The sequence below is a fragment of the Ruegeria sp. BI12 genome (assembly GCF_056537985.1).
Window position 1 is genome coordinate 120,788 of sequence record NZ_JBQFSL010000004.1, and the last position, 12,403, is coordinate 133,190.

Here is a 12,403-nt window from a genome sequence, read left to right on the forward strand (position 1 = left end):
ATTATTTTCCTTCAATGCTCAGCGCTTCGTCGACCAGCGCTTCTTGTTGGGCTTTGTGTTGGCTGGCCAGACCCGTCGCGGGAGAGGCCGATGTGGCGCGGCCGACATAACGCGGCCTGGTGTGCTTGGCTCCGATGCGGGTCAGAACCCACTCGATATTTGGCTCGATAAAGGTCCAGGCGCCCTGGTTCTTGGGTTCTTCCTGGCACCAGATCATCTCGGCACCCTTGAAGCGTTCAAGCTCATTGATCAACGAATGCGCAGGGAAGGGATAGAACTGCTCGATCCGCATCAGGTAGACATCGTCGATACCGCGCGCATCACGTTCTTCCAGCAGGTCATAGTAGACCTTGCCGGAACACATCACCACGCGCTTGACCTTATCGTCTTTCAACAGTTTGGTTTCCGAGTTTCCTTGTTGCGCATCGTCCCACAACACGCGGTGGAAGCTGGAGCCTGTTGTGAACTCTTCTGCCTTGCTGACCGCCATCTTGTGGCGCAGCAGCGATTTCGGCGTCACCAGGATTAGCGGCTTGCGGAAGGTCCGGTGCAGCTGACGGCGCAGGATGTGGAAATAGTTCGCCGGGGTCGTGCAGTTGGCCACGATCCAGTTGTCCTGACCACACATCTGCAAGAACCGTTCAAGACGTGCGGACGAGTGTTCCGGTCCTTGCCCTTCAAAGCCATGAGGCAACAGACAAACCAAGCCGGACATCCGCAGCCACTTGCTTTCGCCCGAGCTGATAAACTGGTCGAACATGATTTGCGCGCCGTTGGCAAAATCGCCAAACTGTGCCTCCCATAGGGTCAGCGCATTCGGTTCGGCCAGGGAAAACCCGTATTCAAAACCCAGAACCGCATATTCGCTGAGCATCGAGTCGATCACTTCGTATTTCGACTGGCCTTCGCGAATGTTGTTCAGTGGATAGTACCGCTCTTCGGTTTCCTGATGCACAAAACCCGAATGACGCTGGCTGAACGTCCCGCGTGTCGCATCCTGCCCTGACAGGCGGACAGGATAGCCTTCTGTCAGCAGCGAGCCGAAGGCCAGTGCTTCTCCAGTGGCCCAATCAAATCCTTTGCCGCTTTCGAACATCTGTTTCTTGTGATCCAGAAGACGCGCGACGGTCCGGTGCACTGCGATATCTTCGGGCGCATGGCTCAGCGCGTTGCCAATCTGAGCAAGCGTTTCAGGTTTAATTGCGGTGTCGCCGCGGACATATTCTTCTTTGTTTTTGTCCAGGTGCGACCAACGCCCGTCCAGCCAGTCGGCCTTGTTGGGTTTATAGTCCTTGCCCGCCTCGAACTCATCATTCAGATGGGCCTGAAAGGCGGCTTTCAAATCCTCGATCTCACCCTCGGGGATCAGGCCATCTTTGACCAACCGCTCGGTGTACAGCGACAGCGTGGTCTTATGGGTCTTGATCTTCTTGTACATGATCGGGTTGGTGAACATGGGCTCATCGCCCTCGTTATGCCCGAACCGGCGATAGCAGAAGATATCGATGACAACGTCTTTGTGGAACTTCTGGCGGAACTCGGTGGCCACTTTGGCAGCGTGTGTCACAGCCTCGGGGTCGTCACCGTTTACATGGAAAATTGGCGCCTCAACCATAAGGGCGATATCTGTGGGGTAGGGGCTGGAACGGCTGAAATGTGGTGCGGTGGTAAAGCCGATCTGGTTGTTCACCACGATATGCATTGTGCCGCCGGTTTTGTGGCCCTTTAGGCCGGACAGGCCGAAGCCTTCGGCTACAACACCCTGACCAGCAAAAGCCGCATCACCGTGTAGCAGGATGCCCATGACCCTGGTGCGATCTTCGTCGCCCAACTGATCCTGCTTGGCGCGGACCTTGCCCAGTACGACCGGGTTTACCGCCTCGAGGTGAGAGGGGTTTGCTGTCAGCGACAAGTGGACGGAATTGCCATCAAACTCGCGGTCGCTTGAAGCCCCGAGGTGGTATTTCACATCTCCAGAACCATCTACATCTTCGGGTTTGAAGCTGCCGCCCTGAAACTCGTTGAAGATGGCGCGATAAGGTTTGCGCATCACGTTGGCCAAAATGTTCAGGCGGCCACGGTGGGGCATGCCGATCACAATGTCGCTGACACCCAGCGCTCCACCACGCTTGATGATCTGCTCCATCGCAGGGATCAGCGCTTCGCCACCGTCCAGACCGAACCGCTTGGTTCCCATGTATTTCACGTGCAGGAACTTTTCGAAGCCTTCAGCCTCGACCATCTTGTTCAGGATCGCCTTGCGGCCTTCTTTCGTGAACTGGATTTCCTTGCCATATCCTTCGATCCGTTCCTTCAGCCAAGCGGCCTGTTCAGGGTCGGAAATGTGCATGTATTGCAGCGCGAAAGTGCCGCAATAGGTCCGTTTCACGATCTCGACGATCTGACGCATGCTGGCCATCTGCAGCCCTAGCACGTTGTCGATAAAGATCGGTCGATCCATGTCGGCTTCGGTGAAACCATAGGTCTTGGGGTCCAGCTCGGGATGAGTGCTGGCGGCACGCATGCCCAACGGGTCCAGATCAGCGGCCAGATGGCCCCGGATGCGATACGCCCGGATCAGCATCAGGGCGCGTAGACTGTCCAGAACCGCACGTTTGATCTGATCTTCGCTGACCTGAACGCCCTTGGCCTCGGCCTTGTCTTTGATCTTGTCGCCCGCTGCCTTTGCGTCGATTTCAGCCCACTCACCTGTCAGTGCGCCAGTTAAATCGTCCGCCGGCATCGGAGGCCAATCGGTCCGAGCCCAGGATGGCCCCTCGGCCTCGCGCTGGACGTCCGGCGTGGCGTCGCCCATCTGCCGGAAGAACTCGACCCAGGCAGCATCCACCGCATTCGGATCCTTGGTGTACTGGGCATAAAGCTGCTCCAGATATTCAGCATTATGCCCCTGCATAAAGCTTGAGGCATGAAAGGCAGAGTTGGGCGTATGTTCGGTCATTGGGCTACCTCATGTGGGTTGGGACCGTATTGATTGGTGCCTGGCTGGCTGGGGCGGGTCAGCCACCACAGAACCAGGAGGGGTGACACAAACAGGACAAGCAGTGTCGGGATAACGACCAGCAAAGTGGCGCGGGTGAACAGGATGTCCAGATTGCCGCCATGCTGGAAACTGGAGGCAAGGCCGATGCCAAAGATCAGAACCGCAAAGGCCCCGAGGATCAGCAGGATCGGCAACAGAGCATATAGCCCGCTGCGCCCGGTATCATGCATCCGCCGCCACGCGACGGCCAGATGCGGGAAAAATACGATCAGGCCGACGATGCTCTGTACTGGCGCAGAGGACGTCGCAGTTACGGCTTTGACCTCGTCAGTCTGGCTGACCGAGACCTGAGTGAAGAACTGCCAGTCGATGATCCCGGCGATGATGTTCCAGATCACGATGAACAGGAAAAAGAACCAGTACTCGGGCCGCGAGGCACGACCTGAGAAGGTGAAAAACTTAGAGAAACAGGTGTGTATGGCGTCAGAGAAGGTCATGAGGGCAAAGCTCCACCCGGCGCTCCAAATCGATTTTCCTCTGAATCGGATGCGACGAGCATCATGCCGATGATACTTGATGTGACCATCACACTCACTACTAGCGATGCCACAAACGCTGGCAAAAGGGTTAGAAAAGCCAGTATGAACCAGAGAATTGGTCCGCCGATTAGCAAGCTGAATCCAAGAAACAACTGATATCCGAGCCAGAACAGAATGATTGGCATGAAAGGAAAAATGGCCTGATAACCGTCTTCACCAGTATCCTGAAGTCGTCGGCTCATCGCCGAAAGCAACGGCAGTGAGGCTATCATCACAACACACAGCTGTCCAATTCCCCAACTTAGGGAAACGCGCCAATCAAGATTCAGTGCTACAGAAATAGGTAGAATAGAAGCAACAGGTGCGAACCACCAAAACTCGGTGCGCGAAGCTCTACCTGAAAAGACAAAAGCCTTACGGAAGCCGGTCGATATGGCTTGCTTTGGTCTCATTAACACCCACCCGCCCAGTGGCAACACCGGGCAGCGCCCGACCCTCCCCCCGGGAGGGCGCTTGCAGCACCCACCCAGCGTCGGGCGCTGCCCTCAGCGCCTATGGAGAGTCGGTCTGTCATCACCCAATCGCTTCCAGCACAGCTTCACCTAGCTGCGCCGGGCTTTCCGCCACAACGATACCGGCTGAGCGCATGGCTTCGATCTTGTCCTCGGCTCCGCCTTTGCCGCCGGCGACAATTGCGCCCGCGTGGCCCATGCGACGGCCCGGAGGGGCTGTGCGGCCTGCGATGAAACCAGCGGTTGGCTTCTTGCGGCCCTTCTTGGCCTCGTCCGCCAGGAACTGCGCGGCTTCTTCCTCGGCCGAGCCACCGATCTCACCGATCATGATGATCGACTCGGTTTCGTCATCGGCCAGGAACCATTCAAGCACGTCGATATGCTCGGTACCTTTGATCGGGTCGCCGCCGATGCCCACGCAGGTGGACTGGCCCAGACCCACATCGGTGGTCTGCTTGACGGCCTCATAGGTCAGGGTGCCGGAGCGCGACACAACGCCGACCGAGCCGCGCTTGTGGATGTGGCCGGGCATGATGCCGATCTTGCAGGCGTCGGGTGTGATGACACCGGGGCAGTTCGGGCCGATCAGGCGAGATTTCGAACCTTCCAGCGCGCGCTTCACCTTCATCATGTCCAAAACCGGGATGCCTTCGGTGATGCAGACGATCACTTCCATCTCGGCATCAATCGCTTCTAGGATCGAGTCGGCTGCAAACGGCGGCGGAACATAGATCACCGAGGCATTGGCTTCGGTCACATGCTTGGCTTCGTGGACCGAGTTGAACACGGGCAGGTCCAGATGGGTCATCCCACCTTTGCCGGGGGTCACGCCGCCGACCATCTTGGTGCCATATGCGATGGCCTGTTCAGAGTGGAATGTGCCCTGCGAGCCGGTAAAGCCCTGACAGATCACTTTGGTATTTTCGTCGATGAGGACTGCCATTTTAGGCCTCCGTAGTGATTGTTGTTAGCGCGCCGTTTTCTGACTTCTGCGGCACAGCGAGTTGTTTTTGCGTCTTGATCAACCTTCACGCCGTTCCAAAGCGTCGATCACCTGATCTCTGGACCAAATTCCAAGAGAGCGTTGTTTCCGACCCTCAGGCGTTTCCAGAAAATCCGGGTTGAGATTGATTTCACCCGTTTCACTTACCGTTTCGATAGGATCCGGGAAGTTGAACGGAGCGGCGCATGGGTTGAACTTTTTGAAGTCTCCATTTCTCTGAAGCCGTGGATTGCGCGGAACATAGTCCATCGTGGTCATGAGATATGGAATCTCACTTTCAACAAAGTTCTCGAAGAATGCCCATCTCAACCACCATTTTAGATGAAAAAGACAGTCCCTACACATCATGAGATCCGCTTTAGGCAAGGCGTCCGAAGTTATATCCAGATGGATAAACTCGCGACCGGGTGCTGCATGCTGATCTTTGACCTCAGTCAAAACTTCCGTCGAGATATCGCCCCCGATATATTGGATACCATTCAGGTCCACATCCTGCATCCAAGTCCAATCCCCGCACGGAGCGTCAAGAAAGGTGCCGATCTTGTAGTCGGCAAAGATGCGGGGAAGCGCAGTGCGCAGGGCCGCAGTAGCAGCAAGAGTGGATCCGGGTCCTGAACGCGGTCCATTACGCCGGCCGGCCCAACTCTTGCTTTCGAATACTGATCTGACACTGTCTCGCATTGCGGCTTCCCAATGTGTAGCAAAATCTCAAGCTAATCAGTCAGATTAACCCTTAACCGCTTTCACGATCTTCTCGGCACCGTCTTTCAGGTTGTCCGCCGCGATCACGTCCAGGCCAGAGGTGTTGATGATCTCTTTGCCTTTCTCGACGTTCGTGCCTTCCAGACGTACGACCAGCGGAACCTTGAGGCCGACCTCTTTCACGGCAGCAACAACGCCTTCGGCGATGACGTCACAGCGCATGATGCCGCCGAAGATGTTGACCAGAATGCCTTTGACCTGCGGGTCCGAGGTGATGATCTTGAACGCTTCGGTCACTTTCTCTTTGGTGGCACCGCCGCCCACGTCGAGGAAGTTGGCCGGTTCAGCACCATAGAGCTTGATGATGTCCATCGTCGCCATTGCCAGACCAGCGCCGTTGACCATGCAACCAATCTCACCATCCAGCGCGATGTAGTTCAGGTCATACTTGGAGGCTTCCAGTTCCTTGGGATCTTCCTCAGTGGTGTCGCGCAGTTCGGCGATGTCGGGGTGGCGGTAAACCGCGTTGCCGTCAAAGCCGACCTTGGCGTCCAGCACCTTGAGGTCGCCGCTGTCCGACACGATCAGCGGGTTGATCTCCAGCATCTCCATGTCCTTCTCGACGAAGGCGTTATAGAGCTGGCTCATCAGTTTCACGCATTGTTTGATCTGCGCGCCTTGCAAACCCAGCGAAAACGCGATGCGGCGGCCGTGATAGGGTTGATAGCCGGTCGCCGGGTCGACCGAGAAGGACAGGATTTTCTCGGGCGTCGCTGCGGCCACTTCTTCGATGTCCATGCCGCCCTCGGTCGAGCAGACGAACGAGATGCGGCTGGTCTGCCGATCCACCAGCAGAGCCAGGTACAGTTCACGCTCGATGCCGGAACCAGCTTCGATGTAAATGCGGTTGACCTGCTTGCCTGCGGGACCGGTCTGATGTGTCACCAGCGTGCGGCCCAGCATCTTTTTGGCTTCTTCGGCTGCTTCTTCCACTGACTTGGTCAGACGAACCCCGCCTTTTTCGCCGGCATCAGCTTCTTTGAAGGACCCTTTGCCGCGGCCACCCGCGTGGATCTGTGCTTTGACAACCCAGAGCGGGCCATCCAGTTCACCGGCTGCGGTTTTGGCTTCCTCAGCGCGCAGAACCGCGCGACCTTCGGAGACCGGAGCGCCATAGCTGCGAAGAAGCGCCTTGGCCTGATATTCGTGAATGTTCATCGAAACTGTCCTGTCTGACTACGATTACTCCGTTATAGGGGTGTCTACGGGGCAAGTTTAAAGGGTTTTTTGATGGTGAAGCAGTTTTTCACGAAGATTTTCATCATTTGTGATCACGGTTTTTTTGGGTGTGATCACAAAATGAAAGGAAGGCCGCCCGTTTGATTCGTTGCCGGTGACGGCCTTTAGAATAAAGAGAGAATTCAGCTAGCGCTAAACCAAGTCGACCCGTCGAGACGGCAAATTCGCAAGACTGTAGGCCGCTAGCTTCGATAGCGGATCGATCGAAGAGCGCAGAAGTAGCCCAAAACAAAACCCGGCTCACCAAAGGTGAACCGGGTTCTGATTTTCTCTACGTATGGATCACGCCAGCGAGCTGTCGATGCCCTTGCATGCTTCGATCAGGCCTTTGACTGCGTTGACCGAGTTGTCGAAACCAGCCTGCTCGTCTTCGTTCAGCTTGATGTCCACGATCCGTTCGACACCACCAGCGCCGATGACGGTTGGAACGCCGACATAGAGGCCGTCAACGCCCAGCTCACCGCTGCAGTATGCGGCGCAAGGCAGTACGCGCTTCTGGTCTTTCAGATAGGCTTCGGCCATTTCAATCGCCGAAGTGGCAGGCGCGTAGTAGGCCGAACCGGTTTTCAGCAGGCCAACGATCTCGGCACCGCCGTCACGGGTACGCTGAACGATAGCGTCCAGCTTGTCCTGCGTGGTCCAGCCCATCTCGACCAGATCGGGCAGAGGGATACCGGCAACGGTCGAGTAGCGAACCGAAGGTACCATGGTGTCGCCGTGGCCGCCCAGAACGAATGCGGTGACGTCGCGCATCGAAACGTTGAACTCTTCCGACAGGAAGTGTGCAAAACGAGCCGAGTCCAGAACGCCAGCCATGCCGCAGACTTTGTTGTGCGGCAGACCCGAGAATTCGCGCAGAGCCCAGACCATCGCATCCAGCGGGTTGGTGATGCAGATCACGAATGCGTTGGGTGCGTGGGCTGCGATGCCTTCGCCAACCGACTTCATGACTTTCAGGTTGATGCCTAGCAGGTCATCGCGGCTCATGCCGGGTTTTCGGGCAACGCCAGCGGTGACGATGCAGACGTCCGCGCCTGCGATATCAGCATAATCGCTGGTGCCGGACATGGCTGCGTCGAACCCTTCCGAAGGGCCGGATTCAGCGATGTCGAGCGCTTTGCCTTGCGGCAGCCCGTCTGCGATGTCGAACAGGACAACGTCACCCAGTTCTTTGACAGCCGCGAGGTGCGCAAGCGTGCCGCCGATGTTCCCTGCGCCGATCAGCGCAATCTTGGGTCTGGCCATTTGGAAAATCTCCGGTCGGAATTGAAATCGCGGCTGTGCTAGTCGCTAAATGGCTTTCGCGCAAGTGTTCAGCGGCGCGGCATGCAACCGCATACTGTTTGCACGGTCCGGTCTGATTGCGCTAAACGGCCTGTGATACAAGCCTAAACCGGGACGTTACATGTTCGAATTGAACCTGATGTTTTTTGCTGTGTCGATCCCGGCCGTGATCTTTGCGGGTATTTCAAAGGGCGGCTTTGGCTCAGGGGTGGCCTTTGCATCTTCGTCGATTCTGGCGCTGATATTGGAGCCGGGTCAGGCGCTTGCCTTGATGTTGCCGATCCTGATGGTGATCGATGTCGCAACGCTTGGACCCTATTGGAAACGCTGGAGCTGGACGGATTCGCGCCTGTTGATCATTGGGGCTATACCCGGCGTAGCGCTGGGCGCATTGCTTTATCGCGCCACGGATGACGATCTTTTGCGTCTGCTGATCGGTGGGATTTCTGTGGGCTTTGTCGTGTGGCACGTCGCCCAGACCCGTGGCTGGGTGCGTGGGTTTGCCAATCGCTTACCGCCGGCAGCGGGGTTATTCGCTGGGCTTGTCGCCGGGTTCACAAGCTTTGTCAGCCATGCAGGCGGTCCGCCCGCCGCTGTGTATCTGCTTTCGCAACGATTGACGAAAACCGAGTTTCAGGCCAGCACCGTTCTGGCGTTTTGGGTCATAAACATTACGAAATTTGTGCCTTACGCGTATCTCGGCATGTTCACTTGGCACACCGCGTGGGCCGATCTGCTTTTGACACCATTTGCGATTCTTGGTGCCTGGTTGGGCGTCCGGGCGCATTTCATGCTTTCTGAGCGTCTGTTCTTTGGCATCGCCTATGTGCTGCTGACGCTCACGGGCAGTAAACTGATCTGGGACGCGCTGACCTGATCAGACGTTTGGTGGCAATGTTTCGGCGATCATTTCATATGCCTGACCCGAGGCGACAAGGCAGGTCGTGCCATCTGGCAGGGTCACCGTGATCGTCCAGCTGCCGCTATGATCTGAGGCAAAAACCTCCATCACAGCGCCCCGTCGTGCGATTCCGATTCCCTGCCGCCTTTCGCCATAGGTCTCTGTCAGCCGTTTAATCACCTCTTCACGCGGCGCGCAGGTGCGGGCATGGGCCTGTTGTGCAGCCAGAGCCATGATTCCAAGGCCCATCGTCATCTTCAGTAATGTCTTTTGCATCTTCACCCCTTTCGATTGCGTTTGCGATCCAGGGTGCCGACCGCGAACCGAAATTCCGTTAAAAGAACGCACGTTGCGTCGCGAATGCTGCGATGCGGCGATTTTGCGCTTGAACTTTCCGGCAAAAAATGCCCCATTCCGCGCAACTTTATTTCTTCGGGAGAAGCCAATGGATCCGCGCCAGCGCCCCTATCGCTCTGTTCTCTACATCCCTGGTTCAAAAGACCGGGCGCTGGACAAGGCGCGTACTCTGCCTGTGGATGCGATCATTTTTGATCTCGAAGACGCGGTGTCCGCCGACGAAAAGAACAATGCGCGCGAAACGCTTAAGGCTGCACTAGCTGCAGGCGGATATGGTGATCGGGTCAAGATTGTCCGCATCAATGGCCTGGATACCGAATGGGGTCACGCCGATGCCGAAGCTGTGCGCGAGATGGACGCCGACGTTGTTCTTTTGCCCAAGGTGAATTCTGCAGCGGATGTGGACGCGCTTGCCGCAATCACCGGCGATATCCCGATCTGGGCGATGATGGAGACCCCGCGCGGCATGCTGAACGCCGCTGAGATCGCCGCTCATCCGCTGATGGCAGGTTTTGTCATGGGTACCAATGATCTGGCGAAAGAGCTGCAAACCCGCTTCCGCCCGGATCGCCTGCCACTAATGACCTCGCTGGGCCTGTGCCTTCTGGCCGCAAAGGCCGAGGGTCTGATCATTGTTGATGGCGTCTATAACGCATTCAAGGACGCCGAAGGTCTGGCTACCGAATGTGAGCAGGGCCGTGATATGGGTTTTGACGGCAAGACCCTGATCCATCCGGCGCAGGTCGACGTTACCAACGCAGCCTTTGCGCCGTCGGAGATCGAGATTGATCTGGCGCGTCGCCAGATTGCTGCTTTTGAAGAGGTTGAAGCGCTAGGCCAGGGCGTCGCCGTGGTCGATGGGAAGATTGTCGAAAACCTGCACGTTGTAACTGCCCGCGAAACTCTGGCAAAAGCGGAGGCAATTACAGCTTTGCAAGCGGGGTAAGCCAGCATGGGCTTTGTTCTTCTGATTCTCGGTGTGGCACTTTGGTGGGCTGCACATCTGTTCAAACGCGTGATGCCAGAACAGCGCGCAGCGATGGGCGATGCTGGCAAGGGTGCTGTTGCTCTGGCGCTGGTCGCGTCCATCCTGTTGATGATCTTCGGCTATCGCATGACCGATTTCATCTATGTCTGGGCCCCACCGTCCTTCATGATCCACATCAACAACCTGCTGGTGTTGATAGCGATCTACATGATGAGCCCAGCCGGAACCAAAGGGCGGATTCTGAATAAGTTTCGCCACCCGATGCTGGGCGGGTTCAAACTGTGGGCTTTCGCGCATTTGCTGGTGAATGGGGATCTGGCTTCAATCATCCTGTTCGGCGGTCTGTTGGCTTGGGCCGTTGTCGAAGTGATCGTAATCAACAAATCGCAGCCTGACTGGACCCCCGGTGAACCCGGAACCTATGGCAAGGACGCGATGTTCTTTGTGGCCTCGATCGTGCTGCTGGGCATCATCGGATATATTCACGGGCTTGTCGGTCCGTCGCCATTCCCATCGTAAGGACCAGACACTATGGCAAAACTCTATCGCCTGCTGACTGAAGAGGACACATCCGCATTCTGTCACAAAGTATCTGACGCGCTGGCAAAAGGATGGGTGCTTTATGGCGACCCGTCCTATGCCCACGACGCCACGAATGGCGTTATGCGCTGTGCGCAGGCTGTGACTAAAGAGGTCGAGGTCGACTATTCACCTGACATGAAACTGGGACAGCAATAATGGCAAAAACCAATTCGGGCCGCTTTTTCGAGGACTATTCCATTGGTCAGGTGTTGCACCATGCCGTGCCGCGCACGGTGACCACTGGAGAGCGGGCGCTGTACCATGCGCTCTATCCGGCGCGGCATGCGCTGTATTCTTCCGACGAATTCGCCCGGAACTGTGGCCTGCCACAAAGCCCGATTGATGATCTTGCGGCGTTTCATGTCGTCTTTGGCAAGACCGTCCCCGACGTCTCGCTGAATGCGGTTGCCAATCTGGGTTACGCAGAAGGGCGCTGGCTGAAACCGGTTTATCCGGGCGACACGCTGCGTTCGGAATCCGAGGTGATTGGCCTCAAGCAAAACTCGAACGGCAAGACCGGTGTTGTCTGGGTGCGTACGCGCGGTCTGAACCAGCGCGATGAGGTTGTCATCGAATACGTGCGTTGGGTCATGGTACGCAAATCGGATTTGGATGCGCCCGCGCCCGAAACCGTGGTGCCTGAACTGAAAAAGGCGCTTGACGCGAAAGATCTAGTGCTGCCCGAGGGGCTTGGTTTTTCAAAGTACGATTTTGCTCAATCCGGTGAAGCACATCGCTGGGGTGACTATGAGATCGGCGAGACTATTGATCACGTCGATGGCGTCACCGTCGAAGAGGCCGAACATATGCTGGCCACCCGCCTTTGGCAGAACACCGCCAAGGTGCATTTTGACCTGACCTTCCGCCCAGACGGGCGGCTGATCTATGGCGGTCACGTAATTTCGATGGCGCGAACCCTGTCGTTCAACGGTCTGGCCAACGCACAGATGATTGTAGGCCTAAACAGTGGCGCACATGCGAATCCCTGCTTTGCAGGCGACACGATCAAGGCTTGGTCTGAGGTTCTGGATAAGGCGGAAACCTCTGTGCCGGGCGTCGGCGCTGTGCGTCTGCGGTTGGTCGCCACCAAGGGCGGCGCGCCTTTTGAGTTGAGGAACGAAGAAGGTCGGTATTTGCCGAACGTTCTTCTGGATCTCGATTACTGGGCCTTGATGCCGATCTAACTGCGGTCCTGACATTCATTTGATCGCAGCCAGCACCAATCGTGTTAGGCT

At 56.8% G+C, this 12,403-nt stretch carries 13 protein-coding genes; 5 read left to right on the forward strand and 8 right to left on the reverse strand.

The annotated features are described in order from the left end of the window. Nucleotide 1 precedes the first annotated feature (1 nt). The 7 genes from ACR0AK_RS21855 to mdh all read right to left on the reverse strand — a co-directional run bounded on the left by ACR0AK_RS21855 (nucleotide 2) and on the right by mdh (nucleotide 8,301). Entirely contained in the window at nucleotides 2–2,959 is a 2,958-nt protein-coding gene (locus tag ACR0AK_RS21855) for a 2-oxoglutarate dehydrogenase E1 component (RefSeq protein ID WP_480794967.1), read from the reverse strand. Beyond that, a complete protein-coding gene (locus ACR0AK_RS21860; RefSeq protein WP_480794968.1) occupies nucleotides 2,956–3,498 on the reverse strand; it encodes a DUF805 domain-containing protein in 543 nt (180 codons plus the stop codon). Before ACR0AK_RS21860 ends, ACR0AK_RS21855 begins: the two co-directional genes overlap by 4 nt. Next, nucleotides 3,495–3,992, reverse strand: coding sequence for a DUF805 domain-containing protein (locus ACR0AK_RS21865; protein WP_480794969.1), 498 nt, complete (start codon nucleotides 3,990–3,992; stop codon nucleotides 3,495–3,497). Before ACR0AK_RS21865 ends, ACR0AK_RS21860 begins: the two co-directional genes overlap by 4 nt. A 121-nt stretch (nucleotides 3,993–4,113) precedes the next feature. Continuing rightward, on the reverse strand, nucleotides 4,114–4,995 hold the full coding sequence (gene sucD, locus ACR0AK_RS21870) for a succinate--CoA ligase subunit alpha (protein ID WP_058278790.1): 882 nt from the start codon (nucleotides 4,993–4,995) through the stop codon (nucleotides 4,114–4,116). Between the two features lie 78 nt (nucleotides 4,996–5,073). Continuing rightward, nucleotides 5,074–5,736 (reverse strand): hypothetical protein, encoded by a 663-nt coding sequence (locus ACR0AK_RS21875; protein WP_480794970.1) that lies wholly within the window; start codon nucleotides 5,734–5,736, stop codon nucleotides 5,074–5,076. A 45-nt stretch (nucleotides 5,737–5,781) separates the two neighbouring features. Beyond that, the gene (sucC, locus tag ACR0AK_RS21880) at nucleotides 5,782–6,975 is read right to left on the reverse strand and encodes an ADP-forming succinate--CoA ligase subunit beta (protein WP_170562750.1); all 1,194 of its coding nucleotides are present in this window, start codon (nucleotides 6,973–6,975) and stop codon (nucleotides 5,782–5,784) included. A 363-nt stretch (nucleotides 6,976–7,338) separates the two neighbouring features. Further along, a complete protein-coding gene (mdh, locus tag ACR0AK_RS21885; protein WP_239338982.1) occupies nucleotides 7,339–8,301 on the reverse strand; it encodes a malate dehydrogenase in 963 nt (320 codons plus the stop codon). Between the two features lie 160 nt (nucleotides 8,302–8,461). On the opposite strand from mdh, the gene ACR0AK_RS21890 reads away from it, so the two are divergent. Beyond that, on the forward strand, nucleotides 8,462–9,217 hold the full coding sequence (locus ACR0AK_RS21890; RefSeq protein WP_480794971.1) for a sulfite exporter TauE/SafE family protein: 756 nt from the start codon (nucleotides 8,462–8,464) through the stop codon (nucleotides 9,215–9,217). Here ACR0AK_RS21890 and ACR0AK_RS21895 read toward each other — a convergent pair whose 3' ends face one another. Further along, on the reverse strand, nucleotides 9,218–9,517 hold the full coding sequence (locus tag ACR0AK_RS21895; RefSeq protein ID WP_170562756.1) for a hypothetical protein: 300 nt from the start codon (nucleotides 9,515–9,517) through the stop codon (nucleotides 9,218–9,220). 169 nt (nucleotides 9,518–9,686) lie between these two features. On the opposite strand from ACR0AK_RS21895, the gene ACR0AK_RS21900 reads away from it, so the two are divergent. Genes ACR0AK_RS21900 through ACR0AK_RS21915 form a run of 4 tightly spaced genes read left to right on the forward strand, consistent with a single transcriptional unit; the run spans nucleotide 9,687 to nucleotide 12,352 of the window. Further along, a complete protein-coding gene (locus tag ACR0AK_RS21900; RefSeq protein WP_480794972.1) occupies nucleotides 9,687–10,544 on the forward strand; it encodes an HpcH/HpaI aldolase/citrate lyase family protein in 858 nt (285 codons plus the stop codon). Between the two features lie 6 nt (nucleotides 10,545–10,550). Continuing rightward, a complete protein-coding gene (locus ACR0AK_RS21905; RefSeq protein WP_480794973.1) occupies nucleotides 10,551–11,105 on the forward strand; it encodes an NnrU family protein in 555 nt (184 codons plus the stop codon). Nucleotides 11,106–11,117: 12 nt separating this feature from the next. Further along, entirely contained in the window at nucleotides 11,118–11,324 is a 207-nt protein-coding gene (locus ACR0AK_RS21910) for a DUF1737 domain-containing protein (RefSeq protein WP_480794974.1), read from the forward strand. Then, nucleotides 11,324–12,352 (forward strand): MaoC family dehydratase, encoded by a 1,029-nt coding sequence (locus ACR0AK_RS21915; RefSeq protein WP_480794975.1) that lies wholly within the window; start codon nucleotides 11,324–11,326, stop codon nucleotides 12,350–12,352. The genes ACR0AK_RS21910 and ACR0AK_RS21915 overlap by 1 nt, the downstream gene beginning before the upstream one ends. The last annotated feature ends 51 nt before the right edge of the window (nucleotides 12,353–12,403 follow it).

Coding starts and splice junctions, on each gene's coding strand:
- ACR0AK_RS21855 (WP_480794967.1), bottom strand. CDS start 2,959: ATGACCGAACATACGCCCAACTCTGCCTTTCATGCCTCAAGCTTTATG.
- ACR0AK_RS21860 (WP_480794968.1), bottom strand. CDS start 3,498: ATGACCTTCTCTGACGCCATACACACCTGTTTCTCTAAGTTTTTCACC.
- ACR0AK_RS21865 (WP_480794969.1), bottom strand. CDS start 3,992: ATGAGACCAAAGCAAGCCATATCGACCGGCTTCCGTAAGGCTTTTGTC.
- sucD (WP_058278790.1), bottom strand. CDS start 4,995: ATGGCAGTCCTCATCGACGAAAATACCAAAGTGATCTGTCAGGGCTTT.
- ACR0AK_RS21875 (WP_480794970.1), bottom strand. CDS start 5,736: ATGCGAGACAGTGTCAGATCAGTATTCGAAAGCAAGAGTTGGGCCGGC.
- sucC (WP_170562750.1), bottom strand. CDS start 6,975: ATGAACATTCACGAATATCAGGCCAAGGCGCTTCTTCGCAGCTATGGC.
- mdh (WP_239338982.1), bottom strand. CDS start 8,301: ATGGCCAGACCCAAGATTGCGCTGATCGGCGCAGGGAACATCGGCGGC.
- ACR0AK_RS21890 (WP_480794971.1), top strand. CDS start 8,462: ATGTTCGAATTGAACCTGATGTTTTTTGCTGTGTCGATCCCGGCCGTG.
- ACR0AK_RS21895 (WP_170562756.1), bottom strand. CDS start 9,517: ATGCAAAAGACATTACTGAAGATGACGATGGGCCTTGGAATCATGGCT.
- ACR0AK_RS21900 (WP_480794972.1), top strand. CDS start 9,687: ATGGATCCGCGCCAGCGCCCCTATCGCTCTGTTCTCTACATCCCTGGT.
- ACR0AK_RS21905 (WP_480794973.1), top strand. CDS start 10,551: ATGGGCTTTGTTCTTCTGATTCTCGGTGTGGCACTTTGGTGGGCTGCA.
- ACR0AK_RS21910 (WP_480794974.1), top strand. CDS start 11,118: ATGGCAAAACTCTATCGCCTGCTGACTGAAGAGGACACATCCGCATTC.
- ACR0AK_RS21915 (WP_480794975.1), top strand. CDS start 11,324: ATGGCAAAAACCAATTCGGGCCGCTTTTTCGAGGACTATTCCATTGGT.